The organism is Streptomyces sp. NPDC053048 (assembly GCF_044547045.1).
Classification (GTDB): Bacteria; Actinomycetota; Actinomycetes; order Streptomycetales; family Streptomycetaceae; genus Streptomyces.
This window is the reverse complement of the sequence record NZ_JBITZS010000013.1, coordinates 103,211-125,141: the sequence shown is the minus strand read 5'-3', so window position 1 is coordinate 125,141 and position 21,931 is coordinate 103,211. Positions and strand designations below refer to the sequence as shown.

15 protein-coding genes are annotated in these 21,931 nt (G+C 72.2%); 12 read left to right on the top strand and 3 right to left on the bottom strand.

Annotated elements, in window-relative coordinates:
* Positions 1-197 precede the first annotated feature (197 nt).
* Positions 198-3,761 (top strand): chromosome segregation protein SMC, encoded by a 3,564-nt coding sequence (smc, locus tag ACIG36_RS30385; RefSeq protein WP_399934798.1) that lies wholly within the window; start codon positions 198-200, stop codon positions 3,759-3,761.
* 192 nt (positions 3,762-3,953) lie between these two features.
* Entirely contained in the window at positions 3,954-5,372 is a 1,419-nt protein-coding gene (locus tag ACIG36_RS30380; protein WP_399934795.1) for a sugar porter family MFS transporter, read from the top strand.
* A gap of 407 nt (positions 5,373-5,779) precedes the next feature.
* On the opposite strand, the gene ACIG36_RS30375 is transcribed toward ACIG36_RS30380, so the two are convergent.
* Positions 5,780-7,258, bottom strand: coding sequence for a purine-cytosine permease family protein (locus ACIG36_RS30375; protein ID WP_399934792.1), 1,479 nt, complete (start codon positions 7,256-7,258; stop codon positions 5,780-5,782).
* 252 nt (positions 7,259-7,510) lie between these two features.
* Between ACIG36_RS30375 and ftsY the strand changes: the two genes are divergently transcribed.
* Positions 7,511-8,761 (top strand): signal recognition particle-docking protein FtsY, encoded by a 1,251-nt coding sequence (gene ftsY / locus ACIG36_RS30370; RefSeq protein ID WP_399934789.1) that lies wholly within the window; start codon positions 7,511-7,513, stop codon positions 8,759-8,761.
* An 80-nt stretch (positions 8,762-8,841) separates the two neighbouring features.
* Here the strand turns inward: ftsY and ACIG36_RS30365 are convergent, their stop codons facing one another.
* Positions 8,842-9,513 (bottom strand): bifunctional DNA primase/polymerase, encoded by a 672-nt coding sequence (locus ACIG36_RS30365; RefSeq protein ID WP_399934786.1) that lies wholly within the window; start codon positions 9,511-9,513, stop codon positions 8,842-8,844.
* Between the two features lie 418 nt (positions 9,514-9,931).
* On the opposite strand from ACIG36_RS30365, the gene ACIG36_RS30360 reads away from it, so the two are divergent.
* The 5 genes from ACIG36_RS30360 to ffh all read left to right on the top strand — a co-directional run bounded on the left by ACIG36_RS30360 (position 9,932) and on the right by ffh (position 17,362).
* Positions 9,932-11,428, top strand: a complete 1,497-nt coding sequence (locus tag ACIG36_RS30360) for a hypothetical protein (protein WP_399934783.1) — start codon at positions 9,932-9,934, stop codon at positions 11,426-11,428.
* Between the two features lie 284 nt (positions 11,429-11,712).
* Positions 11,713-12,990 (top strand): ammonium transporter, encoded by a 1,278-nt coding sequence (locus ACIG36_RS30355; RefSeq protein ID WP_399934780.1) that lies wholly within the window; start codon positions 11,713-11,715, stop codon positions 12,988-12,990.
* Positions 12,987-13,325: a P-II family nitrogen regulator gene (locus ACIG36_RS30350; protein WP_399934777.1), complete on the top strand. Its 339-nt coding sequence runs from the start codon at positions 12,987-12,989 to the stop codon at positions 13,323-13,325. The genes ACIG36_RS30355 and ACIG36_RS30350 overlap by 4 nt, the downstream gene beginning before the upstream one ends.
* 17 nt (positions 13,326-13,342) lie before the next feature.
* Complete coding sequence (locus ACIG36_RS30345) at positions 13,343-15,739, top strand: [protein-PII] uridylyltransferase (protein ID WP_399934774.1); 2,397 nt, start codon at positions 13,343-13,345, stop codon at positions 15,737-15,739.
* A gap of 75 nt (positions 15,740-15,814) precedes the next feature.
* Positions 15,815-17,362 (top strand): signal recognition particle protein, encoded by a 1,548-nt coding sequence (gene ffh / locus ACIG36_RS30340; RefSeq protein ID WP_399934770.1) that lies wholly within the window; start codon positions 15,815-15,817, stop codon positions 17,360-17,362.
* A gap of 78 nt (positions 17,363-17,440) precedes the next feature.
* Here the strand turns inward: ffh and ACIG36_RS30335 are convergent, their stop codons facing one another.
* On the bottom strand, positions 17,441-18,265 hold the full coding sequence (locus ACIG36_RS30335; protein WP_399934766.1) for a class I SAM-dependent methyltransferase: 825 nt from the start codon (positions 18,263-18,265) through the stop codon (positions 17,441-17,443).
* A 412-nt stretch (positions 18,266-18,677) separates the two neighbouring features.
* Between ACIG36_RS30335 and proS the strand changes: the two genes are divergently transcribed.
* The 4 genes from proS (at position 18,678) to ACIG36_RS30315 (ending at position 21,844) form a co-directional block, all read left to right on the top strand.
* The gene (gene proS / locus ACIG36_RS30330; RefSeq protein WP_399934763.1) at positions 18,678-20,093 is read left to right on the top strand and encodes a proline--tRNA ligase; all 1,416 of its coding nucleotides are present in this window, start codon (positions 18,678-18,680) and stop codon (positions 20,091-20,093) included.
* Positions 20,094-20,338: 245 nt separating this feature from the next.
* Positions 20,339-20,929, top strand: coding sequence for a hypothetical protein (locus ACIG36_RS30325; protein ID WP_399934760.1), 591 nt, complete (start codon positions 20,339-20,341; stop codon positions 20,927-20,929).
* Positions 20,930-21,167: 238 nt separating this feature from the next.
* Entirely contained in the window at positions 21,168-21,602 is a 435-nt protein-coding gene (gene rpsP / locus ACIG36_RS30320) for a 30S ribosomal protein S16 (protein WP_399934757.1), read from the top strand.
* Positions 21,603-21,604: 2 nt separating this feature from the next.
* On the top strand, positions 21,605-21,844 hold the full coding sequence (locus ACIG36_RS30315) for an RNA-binding protein (RefSeq protein WP_190063066.1): 240 nt from the start codon (positions 21,605-21,607) through the stop codon (positions 21,842-21,844).
* The last annotated feature ends 87 nt before the right edge of the window (positions 21,845-21,931 follow it).

Sequence of the window (21,931 nt, the reverse complement as noted above, 5' to 3'; positions counted from 1 at the left end):
GCTGCAAGGGACGCTTCGGCGTCCCTTCGTCGTTTCCCCGCCGGTCACCCGACGTTTTCTCCCCGTCGCCCCTCACAACTGATCTGCCCTGCGCCTTCCCGGGTGAAACCCGGGGAAAGACCGGGGGACGCGCCCGGCACGCCAGCGCCCGCGCCGGGACGGGAGCGGAAGACGGCCGGCCGGTAGAGTCCTTCCGCGTGCACCTCAAGAGCCTGACCCTGCGCGGGTTCAAATCCTTCGCCTCCGCCACCACCCTGCGCTTCGAGCCCGGCATCACCTGCGTCGTGGGCCCCAACGGCTCCGGAAAGTCCAATGTCGTCGACGCCCTTTCCTGGGTCATGGGCGAGCAGGGCGCCAAGTCCCTGCGCGGCGGCAAGATGGAGGACGTCATCTTCGCCGGGACGACCGGCCGCCCCCCGCTGGGCCGCGCCGAGGTCTCCCTGACCATCGACAACTCCGACGGCGCACTGCCCATCGACTACGCCGAGGTCACCATCACGCGGATCATGTTCCGCAACGGCGGCAGCGAATACCAGCTCAACGGCGACACCTGCCGCCTCCTGGACATCCAGGAACTCCTCTCCGACTCCGGCATCGGCCGCGAGATGCACGTCATCGTCGGCCAGGGGCAGCTCGACTCCGTCCTGCACGCCGACCCCACGGGCCGCCGGGCCTTCATCGAGGAGGCCGCCGGCGTCCTCAAGCACCGCAAGCGCAAGGAGAAGGCGCTGCGCAAGCTGGACGCGATGAAGGCCAACCTCGCCCGCGTCCAGGACCTCACCGACGAACTCCGCCGCCAGCTCAAGCCGCTCGGCCGGCAGGCCGCCGTGGCCCGCCGGGCCGCCGTCATCCAGGCCGACCTGCGCGACGCCCGCCTGCGGCTGCTCGCCGACGACCTGGTCACCCTGCGCGAGGCACTGCGCTCCGAGATCGCGGACGAGGCCGCGCTCAAGGCCCGCAAGGAGGCCGCCGAAGCCGAACTGCGCGCGGCGGCCCAGCGCGAGGCCGCCCTCGAGGAACAGGTCCGCGCACTCGCCCCGCGCCTGGCCGAGGCCCAGCAGACCTGGTACGAGCTCTCCCGCCTCGCCGAACGGGTGCGCGGCACCATCGGTCTGGCCGACGCCCGCGTCACCAGCGCCACCGCCGCCCCCGCCGAGGAACGCACCGGCCGCGACCCCGAGGACCTCGAGCGCGAGGCCGCCCGCGTCCGCGAGCAGGAGGCCGAACTCGAGGCCGCCCTGGAGGCCGCAGGCCGGGCCCTGGAGGACACCGCCCAGCACCGCGCCGACCTCGAACGCCGCCTCGCCGGGGAGGAACGCCGCCTGCGCGACGCGGCCCGCGCCATCGCCGACCGCCGGGAGCAGCTCGCCCGCCTGCACGGCCAGGTCACCGCCGCCCGCGGCCGGGCCGCCTCCGCCGAGGCCGAGATCGGCCGCCTGGCGGCCGCCCGCGACGAGGCCCGCGAACGCGCCGCGGCCGCTCAGGAGGAGTACGAACGGCAGCAGGCCGAGTCCGACGGCGCCGACGCGGACGACGCCGAACTCGCCGCCCGCCACGACAGCGCCAGAGCCGCCCTCACCACGGCCGAAAGCGCCCTCGACGCCGCCCGCGAAGCGGCCACCGAGGCCGAACGCCGCCGGGCGGCGGTTACCGCACGCCACGACGCCCTCGCCCTGGGCCTGCGCCGCAAGGACGGCAGCGGGGCCCTGCTGTCGGCGAAGGAACGATTGGGCGGACTGCTCGGCCCGGCCGCCGCGTTCCTGTCCGTCACCCCCGGCTACGAACTCCCCGTCGCCGCCGCACTGGGCGCCGCCGCCGACGCCATCGCCGTCACGGGCCCCGCGGCCGCCGCCGACGCACTGCGCCTGCTGAAGAAGGAGGACGCCGGCCGGGCGACGATGCTCCTGGGCACCGCGGCCGACGACACCCCGGACACCACGCCCGGCACCCCTCCGTCCGCCGCCCGATTCGTCCGCGGCGCCCCCGAGGTGCTGCCCGCCGTGCGCAGACTGCTGCACGGCATCGTGGTCGTCGACACCCTCGAGGACGCCGAACACCTCGTCACGTCCCACCCCGGCCTGACCGCCGTCACCGCCGAGGGCGACCTGCTCGGCAGCCACTACGCCCAGGGCGGCTCCGGCGGAGCCCCCAGCCTCCTGGAGACCCAGGCGGCCGTCGACGAGGCGGCGGCGGAGCTCACCGAGCTCGACGCGCGGTGCGGGGAACTGGCCGCGGCCCGGCGCGAGGCCGAGGAGCACCGTGCCGCCTGCGCCGCCCTCGTCGAGGAACTGGCCGCCCGCCGCAGCGCCGCCGACCGGGAGAAGTCGCAGGCCGCCCAGGCCCTGGGCCGCCTCGCCGGCCAGGCGCGCGCCGCCGCCGGCGAGGCCGAGCGGTCGGCGGCCGCCGCCGACCGCGCCCAGGAGGCGCTCCTGCGCGCCACCGAGGAGGCCGAGGAACTGGCCGCCCGGCTGGCGGCCGCCGAGGAACGGGCCGGCGACGAGGACGCCGCCGACGAGCCCGACACCTCCGTACGCGACCGCCTCGCCGCCGACGGCGCGAACGCCCGGCAGACCGAGATGGAGGCGCGCCTGCAGGTCCGTACACACGAGGAGCGCATGAAGGGACTCGCGGGACGAGCCGACGGGCTCGACCGCGCGGCCCGCGCCGAACGCGAGGCACGGGAGCGCGCCGCCGAGCGCCGGGCCCGGCTGCGGCACGAGGCCGAGGTCGCCTCGGCCGTGGCCGCCGGAGCCCGCCTGCTCCTCGCCCACGTCGAGGTCTCGCTGGTCCGGGCCGACGAGGAGCGCCGTGCGGCCGAGGCCGCCAAGGCCGAGCGCGAGAGCGAGCTCACGACGGGCCGCGACCGGGCCCGCGAGCTGAAGACGGAACTCGACAAGCTCACCGACTGCGTCCACCGGGGCGAGGTGCTCGGCGCGGAGAAGCGGCTGCGCATCGAACAGCTGGAGGCGAAGGCGCTGGAGGAACTGGGCGTGGAGCCCACCGCCCTGATCGCCGAGTACGGCCCCGACCAGCCCGTGCCCCCCTCACCCGCGGCGGAGGGCGAGGAACTGCCCGGGGACCCGGACCACCCGCGCAACCGGCCCGTCCCCTACGACCGCGCCGGGCAGGAGAAGCGCCTGAAGCAGGCCGAACGCGCGTACCAGCAGCTGGGCAAGGTCAACCCGCTCGCCCTGGAGGAGTTCGCGGCGCTGGAGGAGCGCCACCAGTTCCTCTCGGAGCAGCTCGAGGACCTCAAGAAGACCCGCGCGGACCTCCTGCAGGTGGTGAAGGACGTCGACAAGCGGGTGGAGGAGGTCTTCACGGCGGCGTACCACGACACGGCGCGCGAGTTCGAGGGCGTCTTCTCCCGCCTCTTCCCCGGCGGCGAGGGCCGCCTGGTGCTCACCGACCCGGACGACATGCTGGCCACGGGCGTGGACGTCGAGGCCCGTCCGCCCGGCAAGAAGGTCAAGCGCCTGTCCCTGCTCTCCGGCGGCGAGCGCTCCCTGACCGCCGTCGCCCTCCTCGTGGCGATCTTCAAGGCCCGCCCGTGCCCGTTCTACGTCATGGACGAGGTCGAGGCCGCGCTGGACGACACCAACCTCCAGCGGCTGATCGGGATCATGAAGGAACTCCAGGAGAGCTCCCAGCTGATCGTGATCACTCACCAGAAACGCACGATGGAAGTGGCCGACGCGCTCTACGGAGTGTCGATGCAAGGCGACGGAGTGTCGAAGGTGATCAGCCAACGCCTCCGTTAGCTTCAACTATTGAACTCAACACCCGGTAAACCCACGGGAAACATCTTGGTCACAACCTATTGACTTCGAAAAATGAAGACATAGGGTCTCCCACGTTGCTTACGGCTTCATGTGGTGGTCACTTCGATCTTGTGCCCCACTGGAATGGCCGCCCCCCACCCCGGCAACGTGGCCGGGTTCCAGGAGTACACGTTGACCAGTACCGCCACGGCGCAGGGGACCGAGGGCCGCAAGGCCCAGCCGGATCACCTCGGCCACGTCATCTTCATCACCGCGGCCGCGGCGATGGGTGGATTCCTCTTCGGCTACGACAGCTCCGTGATCAACGGTGCGGTCGAGGGCATCCGGGGGAAGTACGACATCGGCTCGGCCGCCCTCGCCCAGGTCATCGCCATCGCCCTGATCGGCTGCGCCATCGGCGCCGCCACGGCCGGCAAGCTCGCCGACCGCATCGGCCGCATCCGCGTGATGCAGATCTCCGCGGTGCTGTTCACGATCAGCGCCGTCGGCTCGGCCCTGCCCTTCGCGCTCTACGACCTCGCCTTCTGGCGCGTCCTGGGCGGCATAGCCATCGGCATGGCCTCGGTCATCGGCCCGGCCTACATCGCCGAGGTCTCCCCGCCGGCCTACCGCGGCCGCCTCGGCGCGTTCCAGCAGGCCGCGATCGTCATCGGCATCGCCGTCTCGCAGCTGGTCAACTGGGGCATCCTCAACGTCGCCGACGGCGACCAGCGCGGCAAGCTCATGGGCATCGAGGCCTGGCAGGTCATGCTCGGCGTCATGGTGATCCCGGCCGTCCTCTACGGCCTGCTCTCCTTTGCGATCCCCGAGTCCCCCCGCTTCCTGATCTCGGTCGGCAAGACCGACAAGGCCAAGAAGGTCCTGGCCGACGTCGAGGGTCACACCGTCGACCTCGACAAGCGCGTCGCCGAGATCGAGCACGCGATGAACACCGAGCAGAAGTCCACCTTCAAGGACCTCCTCGGCGGCCGCTCCGGCCTCCTGCCGATCGTCTGGGTCGGTATCGGCCTCTCGGTCTTCCAGCAGTTCGTCGGCATCAACGTCGCGTTCTACTACTCCTCGACGCTGTGGCAGTCGGTGGGCGTCAACCCGGCGAGCTCGTTCTTCTACAGCTTCACCACGTCGATCATCAACATCGTCGGCACCGTGATCGCGATGGTCCTCGTCGACCGCGTCGGCCGCAAGCCGCTCGCCCTCGTCGGCTCCGTCGGCATGGCGGCCTCCCTGGCCCTGGAGGCCTGGGCCTTCGCCTCCAAGACCGCGGACGGCTCCCTGCCGACCACCCAGGGCACGGTCGCCCTGATCGCGGCCCACGCCTTCGTCCTCTTCTTCGCCCTGTCCTGGGGCGTCGTGGTCTGGGTCTTCCTGGGCGAGATGTTCCCCAACCGCATCCGCGCCGCGGCCCTCGGCGTCGCCGCGTCCGCCCAGTGGGTGGCCAACTGGGCCATCACGGCCAGCTTCCCGAGCCTGGCGGACTGGAACCTGTCGGGTGCGTACGTGATCTACACGGTCTTCGCCGTGCTCTCGATTCCCTTCGTGCTGAAGTTCGTGAAGGAGACGAAGGGCAAGGCGTTGGAGGAGATGGGCTAACCCCCCCCCCGCCGCCCCTCTCCTCGAAAGGGCGTTGCCACCGGCTTCCTGGCCGGGGGCAACGCCCTTTTCCGTTGTGCGGCGCGGTACGGGGTTCGGGTGCGGCTCGGTGGGTGGGTTTGTGCCCACCCGTTCCGCCCTGCGGAACGATTGCCCACAAACCGGCGGGCGGGGTGACTGCCCGCAAACCGGGCCGCAGGTAGCAGGCGGCGGGAGGGGCCGGGGCGGGCTGGGGTGGGCCCTGGCAGGGGCGTAAGGGTTATTTGCGGCGAACTGCCGGGTGAGCTCAACACGTGACCCGGGGCCGTAAATAATCCAGCCCCAGAAGGGCCCGGCCCAGACCGACCCGGCCCCGCCCCACAACGCAAAGAGGGCCCCCGCGCAGGGGGCCCTCACAATATTTGCGGCTACGCCGTGACCTTCTCGCGCTCCGCGCGCTCGGTCACCGCCGCGCTCTCGCGCGGCACCGGCAACACAGCCATCAGCACCGCCGAGATCACGATCGTGGCCGCCCAGCCCAGGCCGTACTCACCCACGAACGTCGACGCGAACGGCCCGGTGAACCAGTCGCACTTCGTGAAGCACAGGCCGGCCACCAGCGCCACGCCCCAGGCCGTCATCGCCTGCCAGCAGAAGCCGCCCACGTACCAGTAGCGGCTCGTGCGACCGGTGTCCATCAGCCCCTCGGCGTCGTACCGGACGGCCCGCGCCCGGCGCCGCGCCATGTCCACCGCGTACACACCGATCCACGCCGAGAACGAGACGGCCAGCAGGATCAGGAAGGTGATGAAGGAGCTCAGGAAGCTCTTGGCGACCAGCATCAGCAGCAGACCGCCGACCAGCGAGATGGCGGCGTTGATGCTCACGGCCATCGCACGCGGCAGCTTGACGCCCATGGTCTGGGCGGTGAAACCGGCCGAGTACATCGACAGGCTGTTGATCAGCAGCATGCCCACGATCGCGGTCACCAGGTAGGGCACGGCCAGCCACGTCGGCAGGATGTCACCGAGGAACGACACGGGGTCCGGCGCGTCGGCGAGCCCCGGCGTGGCGACGGCCATCACCGCGCCCATGAGCACCATCGGCACCATGACCAGGCCGGCGCCCGAGACGGTCGCGCCCACGATCTTCTTGCCCGACGCCGCGTGCGGCAGGTACCGAGCGAAGTCCGGCCCGGTGGGCACCCAGCTGATGCCGCCGGCGGCGATGGTCCCGATACCGGCGATCATCATCGCCGTCGTGCCGGCCGGCTTGGAGAAGACGTCGTCCCACTCGATGTTGGCGATCAGGTAGCCGAGCACCAGCACGCTGAAGACGCCGAACAGGTACGTCGACCACTTGTTGCAGACGTTGAGCGCCTTGCGCCCCATGCCGCTCACCAGGAACGTGCACGCGACGAACACGAACAGCGTGATGACGATCAGCACGTTGTTGCTCTTCACGCCGAGGAGCAGATCCAGCACCGTCAGCACGGCGTACGCGCCGGTGACCGCGTTGATCGTCTCCCAGCCGAACCGCGCGACCCACAGGATGGCGCCGGGGAACAGGTTCCCGCGTACACCGAACGTGGCGCGCGAGAGCATCGCGCCGGGGGCGCCGCCCCACTTGCCGGACACGGACAGCACGCCGACGAGGCCGAAGGAGACGACCGCGGCGCACGCCGCGACGATCAGGACCTGCCAGAAGTTCAGCGCGTTGAAGACCACCAGCGCCGCGCCCATGGTGAGCAGCAGCACGCTGATGTTCGCGGCGACCCAGGTCGGGAAGAGCTCCCGCACCCGGCCGTGCCGCTCGTGGTCGGGGACGGGTTCGATGCCGCGGGTCTCGATGGCGCCCGCGGCGTCATCAGGGCTGGACACGTTGGCGCCGTTGGCAGCGTTGTCCATGGTGGGGGGCATAGAGGGGGCTCCGAGCGGGGTGAAACAGGGCGGGGCCTGGGCAGAAAGTGACGTTGGGACTCTACGCGCGTCGCGCGAGCCCACGCCATCGTACTTTGATCTAACTTTGGCCGGTTAGGGCCATTCGTCCTTGTGGGAAACCACAAGAAAGCGCGAGAACGCCCCGCGGACAGCGCCGGGCGCCGCGTCCGCATCGCGGCGCAGCGCCCGCGCGCCCCGGTGTCCGATACTGGTGGCGTTATGGAAATCGTCATCCTTGCCGTAGTCATCGCTGTGGTCGCGCTCGGCGCGATCAGCGGGCTCGTGGTCAGCAGCCGAAAGAAGAAGGCGCAGCTGCCCCCCGCTCCGCCGAGCACCCCGTCCGTCACCGCGCCGCCCGCCGAGCCGCACGTCGGCGAGGAGGCCGAGACCCCGCGCGCCGAGCCGCGCCGCACCGTCGAAGAAGTGGAGCTCCCGCCGGCCGAGGCCCCGGCCCCGGAGGAGGAGCCCGCACCCGTCGTCGAGCCGGAGACCGCGGCCCCCGCGCCCGCCGAGCCCGAGATCGAGGTTCCGGAGCCCACGGCCGGCCGCCTGGTGCGGCTGCGCGCCCGGCTCTCCCGCTCTCAGAACTCCCTCGGCAAGGGTCTGCTGACCCTGCTCTCCCGCGAGCACCTCGACGAGGACACCTGGGAGGAGATCGAGGACACCCTGCTGACCGCCGACGTCGGCGTCGCGCCGACGCAGGAGCTGGTCGAGCGGCTGCGCGAGCGCGTGAAGGTCCTCGGCACCCGCACCCCCGAGGAGCTGCGCAACCTGCTCCGCGAGGAACTGGTCACGCTCCTCGGCAAGGAGTTCGACCGCGCGGTGCACACCGAGCCCGGCGTGGGGGTCAACGGCGAGGAGAAGCCCGGCGTCGTCATGGTCGTCGGCGTCAACGGCGTCGGCAAGACCACCACCACCGGCAAGCTCGCGCGCGTGCTCGTCGCCGACGGCAAGTCCGTCGTCCTCGGCGCCGCGGACACCTTCCGCGCCGCCGCCGCCGACCAGCTGCAGACCTGGGGCGAGCGCGTCGGCGCCCGCACCGTGCGCGGCCCCGAGGGCGGCGACCCGGCGTCGATCGCCTTCGACGCCGTCAAGGAGGGCATCGCCGAGAACGCGGACGTCGTCCTCGTCGACACGGCCGGCCGCCTGCACACCAAGACCGGTCTCATGGACGAGCTCGGCAAGGTCAAGCGCGTCCTGGAGAAGCACGGCTCGGTCGACGAGGTGCTGCTGGTGCTCGACGCCACCACCGGCCAGAACGGCCTGGTGCAGGCGCGCGTCTTCGCCGAGGTCGTGGACATCACCGGCATCGTCCTGACCAAGCTCGACGGCACCGCCAAGGGCGGCATCGTCGTCTCCGTCCAGCGCGAGCTGGGCGTCCCGGTGAAGCTGGTGGGCCTGGGCGAGGGCGCCGACGACCTGGCGCCGTTCGAGCCGGAGGCGTTCGTGGACGCCCTGATCGGCGACTGAGCCGAGAAGAACGCGGGACCGGACGGAGAAGGCCCCGGAGCAGCCCTGCGGCTGCTCCGGGGCCTTCTCCGTCCGGTCGGCTAGGCCGTCCCGGCCGACCGGTGGCAGACGTACGCCAGCGTGCCCAGCAGCAGCCGGGCCTCCGGGGGGCGCCCCGCCGTGTCCAGCGTCGGCGGCAGCAGCCACCGCATCGGCCCCAGCCCGGCGAAGTCGGACGGCGGCGCGGTCACATGGTCCCCCCGGCCCAGGCCGCGCAGATCGAGGCGGGCGTCGTCCCACCCCATCCGGTAGAGCAGCTGGGGGAGTTCGGCGGCGGCGCCGGGGGCGACGAAGAACAGCGCGCGTCCGTGCGGGGTGAGGGCCACCGGGCCCAGCGGCACGCCCATCCGCTCCAGGCGCGCCAGCGCGTGCCGGCCGGCCGCCTCCGCGACCTCCAGTACGTCGAACGAGCGCCCCACGGGCAGCAGCACGGACGCGCCCGCGACCTCGCTCCAGGCGGCCGCGGCCTCGTCCAGCGTGGCCCCCGCAGGGACGGCGGCGGCGAAGGAGAGGGGATGGGCCCCGGGGGAGGGGCAGTCGGCGGCGTCGCAGGAGCACGCCGGCCGGCCGCCGCGGGAGGCACGGGCGCCGGGGACGACGTCCCACCCCCACAGGCCGGTGTACTCCGCGACCGTCATCACGGATTCGGATGCGCGGCCTCGGCGCCGAGAGCTCGAGCGCAGGTCCCGGATGCCGCCGATTGTGAAGCCCATGCCCCCTCCAACGGGTCGTGCTCGCAGATGGTTACGTGTCGGAGTGTCTCGGACACGTACGGTCGCGGACCTCTGCTCCGTGGCGGCGCGACGGTGTGCGACGGGTTGTGCGCGGCGGACCGTGCGCCGTGGCGCACAACAATCCACCTCTCCGTGGGTTTTGCTGCGGATGTTCCGTGTCAAGTCAATCGCGACGAGGGACGAAGGGGTTCATTCGTTGGGGTGGCGAATGGTGGCGTTTACTGGACTGCTCTCGCGTGAGCGGTGATCGTAGGATTACTTTCGGTACATGAACCCGGCCGGACAAGCGGCCCGCAACGAGCGGCAGGCTGTTGGCGGTTCACGCGCGGACGCGATTCCTGGCGCGCCGCGGATGCTGTGAGCAGTTGATTGCAGAGTTTCGGATGGGGGCGTTCCCGTGGGCGGCAATGTCAGCGGTACCGGCGGTGCCGAGAGGGCCGAGTCCTCGTCGAAACGCCCGAACGACCAGCTGAACTCCTGGTTCCTTCGCAGCGGCTGGTCGAAGGGCGAGCTGGCGCGGCAAGTGAACCGCCGGGCGCGCCAGTTGGGCGCACACCACATCAGCACGGACACCTCCCGGGTGCGCCGCTGGCTCGACGGCGAGAATCCCCGCGAGCCCATTCCCAAAATCCTCTCCGAGCTGTTCTCCGAGCGCTTCGGCTGCGTGGTGGGCGTCGAGGACATCGGGCTGCGGGCCGCGCACCAGTCACCGTCCGTGTCGGGCGTGGACCTGCCCTGGGCGGGCCCCCAGACCGTCGAGCTGCTCAGCGAGTTCTCCCGCAGCGACCTGATGCTGGCGCGGCGGGGCTTCCTCGGGACCTCGCTGGCGCTCTCCGCGGGGCCCGCCCTCATCGAACCCATGCAGCGCTGGCTGGTGCCCGGCCCCACCGGCCGCGAGAAGGCCGCCGCCGACCGGGACCGCCCCCGCCGGTCGCGCCTGTCCACCCCGGAGCTGGAGCTGCTGGAGTCCACCACCGTGATGTTCCGGCAGTGGGACGCCCAGTGCGGCGGCGGGCTGCGCCGCAAGGCCGTCGTCGGCCAGCTCCACGAGGTCACCGACCTGCTCCAGGAGCCGCAGCCCGAGGAGACCTCCCGGCGCCTGTTCAAGGTCGCCGCCGAGTTGGCCGAGCTGGCCGGCTGGATGAGCTACGACATCGGGCTGCACCCCACCGCCCAGAAGTACTTCGTGCTCGCCCTGCACGCCGCCAAGGAGGCCGGCGACCGCCCCCTCGGCTCGTACATCCTCTCCAGCATGAGCCGCCAGATGATCCACCTCGGGCGGCCGGACGACGCCCTGGAGCTGATCCACCTCGGGCAGTACGGCTCACGCGAATCGGCCACCTCCCGGACCCAGGCCATGTTGTATGCGATGGAGGGCCGCGCCTACGCCAACATGGGCCAGCCCGCCAAGGTCAAGCGCGCGGTGAGCATGGCCGAGGACTGCTTCTCCGACTGCGCGGCCGGCGACGGCGACCCCGACTGGATCCGCTTCTTCTCCGAGGCCGAGCTCAACGCCGAGAACGCCCACTCCTACCGCGACCTGGCCTATGTCGCCGGGCGCAGCCCCACCTACGCCTCGCTGGCCCGGCCCAAGATGGAACGGGCCGTCGAGCTGTTCGCGCAGGACAGCGAGCACCAGCGGTCGTACGCGCTCAACCTCATCGGCATGGCCACCGTGCACCTGATGGAACGCGAGCCCGAGGAGTCCACGGTCCTCGCCGCCCAGGCGCTCAGGATCGCCAAGCAGGTCCGCTCCGAGCGGGTCAACAACCGCCTGCGCAAGACCGTGGACAACGCCGCCCGCGAATTCGGCGAGGTCGCCCAGGTGATGGAGCTCACCGACCAACTCGCCGTCCACCTGCCGGAAGCGGCCGAGGCCGCCCAAGCGGTCTGACAGCCCGCCCGGCCCCCACGACCCGGCCGCGGCGACCTCCCGTACAGCCCGACTCGGCTCCCCCACGCCAGGTCACACCGGGAGGCTCGCCGCGGTCGGCCACGCCCCGCGCGAACATCCGCCCGTTCATCGCGGCGTAACACGCCCACCCCCATCGTCACCCGGGCGAAACAACCCACGGCACCGGCCGAAACCGCGCTGGGCCAGCCTCGAGGCGAACACCGGCCAAGGGATCGCACCAGCCCGTACGGGGGCCAGGCCGCCGCCGCGAGGAGACATCGACATTGAATGGCGCAGATACCGCATTCGTCTTGATCAGTGCCGCGCTCGTGATGCTGATGACACCCGCCCTCGCCTTCTTCTACGGCGGCATGGTGCGGGTCAAGAGCGTCCTCAACATGCTGATGATGTCGTTCGTCTCGCTCGGCATCGTCAGCGTCCTGTGGGTGCTGTTCGGCTACTCGCTCGCCTTCGGTGACGACACCGGGGCCGGGCTGATCGGCGACCTCGACCACCTCGGCCTCAAGGGCATCGGCCCCGAGACCCTCACCGGGGGCAAGGAGGGCATCCCGGTCCTCGCCTTCGCCCTCTTCCAGCTGATGTTCGCCGTCCTCACCCCGGCGCTGATGAGCGGCGCCCTCGCCGACCGCGTGAAGTTCAGCGCCTGGGCCCTGTTCATCACCCTGTGGGTGACGGTCGTCTACTTCCCCGTCGCGCACTGGGTCTGGCAGGCCGACGGCTGGCTCTTCAAGCTCAAGGTGATCGACTTCGCCGGCGGCACCGCCGTCCACATCAACGCCGGCATCGGCGCGCTGGCCGCCGTCCTGGTCGTCGGCAAGCGCGTCGGCTTCAAGAAGGACCCGATGCGCCCGCACAGCCTCCCCCTGGTGGTGCTCGGCGCGGGACTGCTGTGGTTCGGCTGGTTCGGCTTCAACGCCGGCTCCGCGCTCGCCGCCAACGGCGTCGCCGCCAACATGGCCTTCAACACCCAGGTCGCCACCGGCGCCGCCATGCTCGGCTGGCTCGCCTACGAGCGCGTGCGGCACGGCGCGTTCACCACCCTCGGCGCCGCCTCCGGCGCCGTCGCCGGACTCGTCGCGATCACCCCGGCCGGCGCGGCCGTCGACGCCTTCGGCGCCATCCTCATCGGGCTTGTCGCCGGAGCCGTCTGCTCCTGGGCCGTCAGCTGGAAGTTCAAGCTGGGCTACGACGACTCCCTCGACGTGGTCGGCGTCCACCTCGTCGGCGGCGTCATCGGCACCCTGCTCGTCGGCCTGCTGGCCACCGACGGCGTCGGCGGCCTCACCCAGCTCGGCCGGCAGGCGGCCGGGGCGTTCTCCGTGATGGCCTACTCCTTCGCCGTCTCCTGGCTGCTGGCCAAGCTCGTCGACAAGCTGATGGGCTTCCGGGCGGGCGAGGAGGACGAGATCAGCGGCGTCGACCAGGCCTACCACGCCGAGTCCGCCTACGACTTCAGCGCGGTGGGCGGCGCCCCGGCCTCCCGCGGCGGCTCGCCCGCCCCCGCCCCGCAGGACCCGACGAACAGGACAGTGGACGCATGAAGCTCATCACCGCGGTCATCAAGACCCACCAGCTCGAGACGGTCAAGGAGGCGCTGCAGACCTTCGGCGTCCACGGCCTGACCGTCACCGAAGCCCGCGGCTACGGCCGCCAGCGCGGCCACACCGAGGTCTACCGGGGCGCCGAGTACACCGTCGACTTCGTGCCGAAGGTACGCCTGGAGGTCCTCACCGAGGACGCCGACGCCGAGGACGTCGTCGACGTCATCGTGAAGTCCGCCCGCACCGGGAAGATCGGCGACGGCAAGGTCTGGGTCATCGACGTCGGCACGGCCGTCCGCGTGCGCACCGGCGAGCGCGGCCCGGACGCGCTCTGAACCACGGGGAGCCCCAGTTGACGGAGAACAGGCCGACCGCCCCGGAACCCGACGGCTACGCCGCCGCCAGGCTGCGGCTGCTCGGCGGGCGGCCGCCCGCCGGGGCGGCCCTGCGCACCGAGCTCGCCCACCTCACCGACCGCTGGCTGGCGGCGCTCCTGGGCCCCGCCCAGGGCGTCGCGCTCGTCGCCGTCGGCGGCTACGGACGCGGCGAGCTCTCCCCGCGCAGCGACCTCGACGTCCTGCTCCTGCACGACGGCACCACCGGCGCCGACGGCATCGCCGCCCTCGCCGACCGCCTCTGGTACCCCGTGTGGGACATGGGCCTGGCCCTCGACCACTCCGTGCGCACCCCCGCCGAGGCCCGCAAGGCCGCCACCGGCGACCTCAAGGTCCACCTCGGCCTCCTCGACGCCCGCCACCTTGCGGGCGACCCCGGCCTCACCGCCGCCCTGCGCACCACCGCCTACGAGGACTGGCGCGCCCAGGCCCCCGCCCGCCTGCCGGAACTGCGCGAGTTGTGCGAGGAGCGGGCCGGGCGCCAGGGCGAACTGCGCTTCCTGCTCGAACCCGACCTCAAGGAGGCCCGCGGCGGACTGCGCGACGCCACCGCCCTGCGCGCCGTCGCCGCCTCCTGGCTCGCCGACGCCCCGCGCGAGGGCCTCGAGGCGGCCCGCGCGCACCTGCTCGACGCCCGCGACGCCCTGCACCTGGCCACCGGCCGCGCCACCGACCGCCTCACCCTGCAGGAACAGGACCAGGTCGCCACCCGCCTCGGCCTCGCCGACGCCGACGCCCTGCTGCGCGGCGTCTACGAGGCCGCCCGCACCGTCACCTACGCCGCCGACGTCACCTGGCGCGAGGTGGGGCGGGTGCTGAAGTCCCGCTCCGGCCGGCCCCGGCTGCGTCGCATCCTCGGCGGGCGCGGCGGCCGCGGCGGGTTCGTCGAGCCCGAGCGGATCCCGCTCGCCGAGGGCGTCGTCGAGCAGGACGGCGAGGTGGTGCTCGCCCGCACCGCGCGCCCCGAACGCGACCCCGTGCTGCCCCTGCGCGCCGCGGCCGCCGCCGCGCAGGCCGGACTGCCGCTGTCCCGGCACGCGGTGCGGCGCATGGCGGGCGCCGGCCCGCTGCCGGTGCCCTGGCCGGCCGAGGCCCGGGAACAGCTCGTCACCCTGCTCGGCGCGGGCGAGCCCACGATCGCCGTCTGGGAGGCCCTGGAGGCCGAGGGCGTCGTCTCCCGGCTCCTGCCGGAATGGGAGCACGTGCGCTGCCGCCCGCAGCGCAACCCCGTCCACCGCTGGACCGTCGACCGGCACCTCGTCGAGACGGCCGTGCGGGCCTCGGCCCTGGCCCGCGGCGTCGGCCGCCCCGACCTGCTGCTCGTCGCCGCCCTCCTGCACGACATGGGCAAGGGCCACCCCGGCGACCACTCCCGGACGGGCGCCGTCCTCGCCGGGGACGTCGCCGCCCGCCTCGGCTTCGACGCCGAGGACACCGCCGTCCTCACCACGCTCGTCCGCCACCACCTGCTGCTCGCCGAGACCGCCACGCGCCGCGACCTGGACGACCCGGCCACCGTGCGGGCGGTCACGGACGCCGTGGCCCGGACGAGCACGCTGGAGCTGCTGCACGCCCTCACCGAGGCCGACGCCCGCGCCACGGGCCCGGCGGCCTGGAGCGACTGGCGCGCGTCCCTGGTCGCCGACCTGGTCCGCCGCGCGTCCGCCGCGCTGGCGGGCGAGCCGGTCTCCGACCGCACGGAGCCGGGGCCGCCGACGGCCGAGGAGACCCGGATCGCCGGCGAGGCCCTGCGCACGGGCGGCCCGGTGGTGGTGCTGGGCCCGCCCGCCGACGGTCCGGTCGCGGACGCCCTCGAGCTCACCGTCGCCGTCCCCGACGGCCCCGGCCTGCTGCCCGCGACGGCCGGCGTGCTGGCCCTGCACCGCCTGACGGTCCGGGCGGCGGAACTGCGGGCCGCCGGCGGCGCCCTGCTGCTGCACTGGCGGGTCGCCGCCGAGTACGGCGCCCCACCGGAGGCCGCACGGCTGCGGAGCGACCTGGTACGGGCCCTGGAGGGCTCCCTGGACGTCGAGGGCCGCCTGGCCGAGCGCGAGGCCGCCTACGCCGGCCGCCGCCGGGGCACCGTCCACGCGCCGCCCCGGGTGACCGTCGTACCGGGCGGCTCCCGGGCCGCCACGGTCCTGGAGGTCCGCGCCCAGGACGCCCCCGGCCTGCTGCACCGCATCGGGCGGGCCCTGGAGGACGCGGGGGTGTGGGTGCGCAGTGCGCACGTCTCGACGCTGGGGGCGAACGTGGTGGACGCGTTCTATGTGACGGGGCCCGCGGGTGCGCCGCTGGGGGAGGACGAGGCGGCTGTGGTGGCCCGGAAGACGCAGGAGTCACTGGGCGGCTGACCGGACGGGGGAGGGGCGGATACCCTTGGGGGTCAGCCGCCGCCCCGACTCCCGACAGAAGGATCCGCGACCACCGTGTTCGATACCCTCTCCGACCGCCTCGCAGCGACTTTCAAGAACCTCCGGGGCAAGGGCCGCCTCTCAGAGGCGGACATCGACGCCACGGCGCGCGAGATCCGTATCGCCCTGCTCGAGGCCGACGTGGCCCTTCCCGTCGTCCGTGCCTTCATCAAGCAGGTCAAGGAGCGCGCCCTCGGCTCCGAGGTCTCGCAGGCCCTCAACCCCGCCCAGCAGGTCATCAAGATCGTCAACGACGAGCTGATCACCATCCTGGGCGGCGAGACCCGCCGACTGCGGTTCGCCAAGAGCGGCCCGACCGTCATCATGCTCGCCGGTCTGCAGGGTGCTGGTAAGACCACGCTCGCCGGAAAGCTCGGCACCTGGCTGAAGAAGCAGGGCCATGCGCCCCTGCTCGTCGCCTGTGACCTCCAGCGCCCCAACGCCGTCAACCAGCTCGGCGTCGTCGCCGAGCGCGCCGGCGTCGCGATCTTCGCCCCGGAGCCGGGCAACGGCGTGGGCGACCCGGTCAAGGTCGCACGCGACTCGGTCGAGTTCGCGCGGGCCAAGCAGCACGACGTCGTCATCGTCGACACCGCCGGCCGCCTCGGCATCGACGCCGAGATGATGCAGCAGGCCGCGGACATCCGCGACGAGGTCCGCCCCGACGAGATCCTCTTCGTCGTCGACGCCATGATCGGTCAGGACGCGGTCAACACCGCCGAGGCCTTCCGCGACGGCGTCGGCTTCGACGGCGTGGTGCTCTCCAAGCTCGACGGTGACGCCCGCGGTGGTGCCGCCCTGTCGGTCGCGCACGTGACCGGCAAGCAGATCATGTTCGCCTCCAACGGCGAGAAGCTGGACGACTTCGACGCGTTCCACCCGGACCGCATGGCGTCCCGCATCCTCGGCATGGGCGACATGCTCAGCCTCATCGAGAAGGCCGAGCAGACCTTCAGCCAGGACGAGGCCGAGAAGATGGCGGCCAAGCTGGCGAAGGGCCCCAAGGAGTTCACGCTCGACGACTTCCTGTCCCAGATGGAACAGGTCCGCAAGATGGGCAGCATCAGCAAGCTGCTCGGCATGCTCCCCGGCATGGGCCAGATCAAGAACCAGATCAACAACCTCGACGAGCGCGACGTCGACCGCACGGCCGCGATCATCAAGTCGATGACCCCGGCCGAGCGCCAGGACCCCACGATCATCAACGGCTCCCGCCGCGTCCGCATCGCCAAGGGCTCGGGCGTGGACGTCAGCGCCGTGAAGAACCTGGTCGAGCGTTTCTTCGACGCCCGCAAGATGATGTCGCGGATGGCACAGGGCGGCGGCATGCCGGGAATGCCGGGCCTGCCGGGCATGGGCGGTGGCGCGTCCCGCAAGAAGAAGCAGCAGAAGCAGGCCAAGGGCAAGCGGCAGTCCGGCAACCCGATGAAGCGCAAGGCCGAGGAGCAGGCCGCGGCCGCCCGGCGCGAGGCCGCGCAGGCGGACAATCCGCTGGGCCTGCCGGCCGGTCAGGGCGCACAGAACTTCGAACTCCCCGACGAGTTCAAGAAGTTCATGGGCTGAGCCCGGCGATCCACAGGCTCCGCGAAGCCCCCGGCGCATCGACGCCCGGGGGCTTTCGCGCGTACGGCCGCACCCCGACTACACCCGGGCTATCAGGTAACGGAAGACATTCGGCATCCACACCGTCCCGTCGCCGCGCAGATACGGGTGGAGCGCCTCGGTCAATTCCTTGGTGACCTGTTCCTCGTCCGCCGCCCGCACCGCCGCGTCGAAGGCACCGGTGGACAGCAGGCCGCGGACCGCGCTGCGCATGTCGGCGTAGCCGTACGGGCAGGAGACGCGTCCCGAGCCGTCCGGGGCGAGCCCGGCCTCGCGGGCGAGGTTCTCCAGGTCGTCGCGGCCGCTGGGGCGCCAGCGGGCGGGGGCACACATGGGGTCGGCCAGGCGGGCCGCCACCCGCAGTGCCCCGGAGGCCGCGCAGCGCTCCTGCGGGCCCCAGCCGGCCAGCACCACGGGCGCGCCTCGCGTGGCGCGGGCGGCGGCCCGGCGCAGGTCGGCGGCCAGGGCGCGGGTGTCCCCGGCGGTGCGCAGCGGGTCGAAGGCGGTGACGAGCGTGAAGGCCCCGCCCGCGGGGCCGGGGACGTCCTCGGGGCCGCCGACCAGCAGCCGGGTGCCGTCGGGCGGGGTGCCCTCCGGCTGCAGCCGTTCGCGGGCCAGCCCCAGCCTCCGGCCGTCCGCGTCGACGCCGCAGACGGCGGCACCGCGGGCGGCGGCCATCAGCAGGGACAGGCCCGATCCGCAGCCGAGGGCCAGCAGCCTGGTCTCGGGGCCGACCTCCAGGCGCTCGTACACCGCCTCGTAGAGCGGTACCAGCATGCGTTCCTGGATTTCCGCCCAGTCGCGGGCCCGTGACTCGGGCGAGGTCGGGGACGGCCGGTGCCGCCGTACGAGCGTGGGTGTCATCGAATGCGCCCCAATCCGCCGGGTGACGTGTCCTGGTGCCCTGGTCCTTGTCCCGCCCCCATGAAGTACCGAAGTGCTGACGTGCTGAAGTACCGACGTGCTGAGGTACCGATGTGCTGAAGTACCGACGTGCCGAGTCCCGCCGTCCGTGCGCCGCGGTGCGGAAATCCGTGCGCCGCGGTGCCGAACCCCCCGATGCCAGAGAACTCCGCTTCAGCCGTCGAGTCCAGGGGGATGGCGCGAGAACGTTCCCGTATGCCCACGATGGCATGTGCCGGGCGTCATCGCACGAATTGCGGGCGCGTACCGGAGGCGAACGCGAGGCGAACGCGGACGCGCCGCGGCCCGGAAGAAGCGGGTCGCCGGCGGACGGATTCACACTCGGCGTGGCGCGCCCCGTACCATTCGCAGCATGGCAAAGGCTCCCATTCTCACCCCCCAGGCGGAAGACTTCCCGCGCTGGTACCAGGACTTGATCAACAAGGCCGAGCTGGCCGACAACGGCCCGGTGCGCGGCACCATGGTCATCCGCCCGTACGGCTACGGGCTCTGGGAGCGCATGCAGCAGGAGATGGACGCCCGGATCAAGGACGCGGGCGCCTCCAACGCGTACTTCCCGCTGTTCATTCCGCAGTCCTACCTGACGAAGGAAGCCGAGCACGTCGAGGGCTTCGCCCCCGAGCTCGCGGTCGTCACGCACGGCGGCGGCAAGGAGCTCGAGGAGCCGGTCGTCGTCCGGCCCACCTCCGAGACGATCATCAACGAGTACTTCTCGAAGTGGGTGCAGAGCTACCGCGACCTGCCCCTGCTGATCAACCAGTGGGCCAATGTGGTCCGTTGGGAGATGCGTCCGCGCGTCTTCCTGCGCACGAGCGAGTTCCTCTGGCAGGAGGGCCACACCGCCCACGCCACCTACGAGGACGCCCGCGACTACGCGGCCCGCATCCACCGCGACGTCTACTACGACTTCATGGTCAACGTCCTCGGCATCGACGTCGTCCTCGGCCGCAAGACGCCCAAGGAGCGTTTCGCGGGCGCGATCAACACCCTCACCCTCGAGGGCATGATGGGTGACGGCAAGGCGCTGCAGATGGGCACCAGCCACGAGCTGGGCCAGAACTTCGCCAAGGCCTTCAACACCTCCTACCTGTCGAAGGGCGGGCAGCAGGAGCTGGTCTGGCAGACCTCCTGGGGCGTGTCGACCCGCATGGTCGGCGGTCTGATCATGTCGCACGGCGACGACAGCGGTCTGCGCGTCCCGCCGCGCCTGGCGCCGGTCCAGGCCGTGGTCCTGGCGATCAAGGGCGACGAGGCCGTGCTGGCCAAGGTCCGCGAGATCGGCGACGTCCTCAAGGCCGCGGGCGTGCGGGTGCAGGTCGACGACCGCACCGACACCCCCTTCGGCCGTCGCGCCGTGGACTGGGAGCTCAAGGGCGTCCCCGTCCGCATCGAGATCGGCCCGCGCGACCTGGAGAACGGCACCGCGATGCTGGCCCGCCGCATTCCGGGCGGCAAGGAGCCGGTGCGCATCGACGAGCTGGTCGCGCTGCTGCCGAAGGTCCTGGAGGAGGACCAGGAGCAGCTGCTGCGCGAGTCGCGTGAGCGCCGTGAGTCCCGCACGACGGACGTGAAGACCATCGAGGAGGCCGCCGAGGCGGCCGCCGCCGGTGGCTGGGCCCGCATCCCGTGGGCGACGCTGGGCGCGGAGGGCGAGGCCAAGCTGGCCGAGCAGGCCGTGACGGTGCGCTGCCTGGTCGCGGAGGACGGCTCGGTGCCGGAGTCCGACGACGCCCCGGGCGCCGTCGCGATCGTCGCGCGCGCCTACTGATCCACCCTGTCCTCGGGCGCGCGCTCCGGAGCGCGCGCCCGAGGCGTTTGCGCCGGCTCATCTCCCTTACTGATGAGTCAGTACGTCCCACCTTGCGAACTGGTGCGCGGCTCATCCGCCTTCTCCGCAGTTCTGCGCACCCGCCCTCGTCAGGACGCATCAGTCGGGAAACTGACTGGTACGTGCAAAATATTTGGGATGGCCCGGTATCGGAACACCGGGCCGCCCCGGCTCGTTGTCACGACGTGAGCACGACACCACCTGTTCTCGCCGCAGAGCTGGCGCAGGCGTGGGCCGACATTCAGCGGTTCCACCCCGAGCTGCCGGATCTAGCCGCGCCCGAATCGTTGATCGGGGAGTCGTCGTCCGCCTGCGGCGCCGAGCTCTCCTTCGAAAGGCTGCTGCACGAGGCAGTGCACGGCATCGCGGCCGCCCGCGGTGTCCGCGACACCTCTCGTGCCGGCCGCTACCACAACCGCCGGTTCCTGGCGATCGCCGAGGAGCTGGGGCTCGACCACAGCGACGAGCCGCACCCCAGCAGCGGCTTCTCACTGGTCGTGCTCAACCCGGAGGCGCGCAAGCGCTACCGGCCCACGATCGACAGACTGCAGCGCGCGCTCAAGGCACACACGGTCGCCACGGCCGCCGACACCTCGCGCACGTTCCGCGGCCCGGCCGCGCGTCACGGCTCGTCGGGCGGCGGGGTGCGGGTGAAGGCGGTGTGCCAGTGCGGGCGCAACGTCCGGGTGGTGCCCTCCGTGCTCGCACAGGCGCCGATCATGTGCGGGGGCTGCGGCCAGCCGTTCCGCATCCCCGAGGCGGTCTCGGTCGGCTGAGCGCCGGCCGGCACCGGACAAGGGGTGAGGTACGTCCGTCTTCCCGGGGTGCGGCCCGGGGCACGGCCCGGGTCGGTGCTCCCGTCAGGGGTGTGGCACAATGGGTCGCTGTACTCGACAGTCGCACAGGACCCCTCTCTCCTCCGGCTGACGCGTCCATCGGGCACCCCGAGTACCGCAAACCCCACGTGGCATCTCGTTGTGCCCCACCACGTCAAGACCAGGAGACACCACTCCAGTGGCAGTCAAGATCAAGCTGAAGCGTCTGGGCAAGATCCGTTCGCCTCACTACCGCATCGTCGTCGCCGACTCCCGCACCCGCCGTGACGGCCGGGCCATCGAGGAGATCGGCCTGTACCACCCGGTGCAGAACCCCTCGCGCATCGAGGTCGACAGCGAGCGTGCCCAGTACTGGCTGAGCGTCGGCGCCCAGCCGACCGAGCCCGTTCTGGCCATCCTCAAGGTCACCGGCGACTGGCAGAAGTTCAAGGGCCTGCCGGCCCCGGCCCCGATGCTCGTCGCCGAGCCGAAGGCCGACAAGAGCGGCCTCTTCGAGGCTGCCGTGAACGCCGCCGACGCGTCGAAGGGTGAGGCCATCACCCCGAAGGCGAAGAAGTCGGAGAAGAAGGACGAGGCCGCTGAGGTCGAGTCCGCTGAGTCGACCGAGGCCTGAGCATGCTCGAGGAGGCCCTCGAGCACCTCGTAAAGGGCATCGTCGACAACCCCGACGATGTGCAGGTCGCCTCGCGCAACCTGCGCCGCGGGCGCGTGCTGGAGGTCCGGGTGCACCCCGATGACCTCGGCAAGGTGATCGGCCGCAACGGCCGCACCGCGCGTGCCCTGCGCACCGTCGTGGGCGCCATCGGCGGCCGTGGCATCCGTGTCGACCTGGTCGACGTGGACGACGTCCGCTGAGCAGCGATAGAGCACCGGCACGGGCCGGGAAGGATTCTCCTTCCCGGCCCGTTGTCGCGTTCGTACGGAAATGTGAGAAGGATTAGG

Coding starts and splice junctions, on each gene's coding strand:
- ACIG36_RS30375 (WP_399934792.1), bottom strand. CDS start 7,258: ATGGACAACGCTGCCAACGGCGCCAACGTGTCCAGCCCTGATGACGCC.
- ftsY (WP_399934789.1), top strand. CDS start 7,511: ATGGAAATCGTCATCCTTGCCGTAGTCATCGCTGTGGTCGCGCTCGGC.
- ACIG36_RS30365 (WP_399934786.1), bottom strand. CDS start 9,513: ATGGGCTTCACAATCGGCGGCATCCGGGACCTGCGCTCGAGCTCTCGG.
- ACIG36_RS30350 (WP_399934777.1), top strand. CDS start 12,987: ATGAAGCTCATCACCGCGGTCATCAAGACCCACCAGCTCGAGACGGTC.
- ACIG36_RS30335 (WP_399934766.1), bottom strand. CDS start 18,265: ATGACACCCACGCTCGTACGGCGGCACCGGCCGTCCCCGACCTCGCCC.
- proS (WP_399934763.1), top strand. CDS start 18,678: ATGGCAAAGGCTCCCATTCTCACCCCCCAGGCGGAAGACTTCCCGCGC.
- ACIG36_RS30315 (WP_190063066.1), top strand. CDS start 21,605: ATGCTCGAGGAGGCCCTCGAGCACCTCGTAAAGGGCATCGTCGACAAC.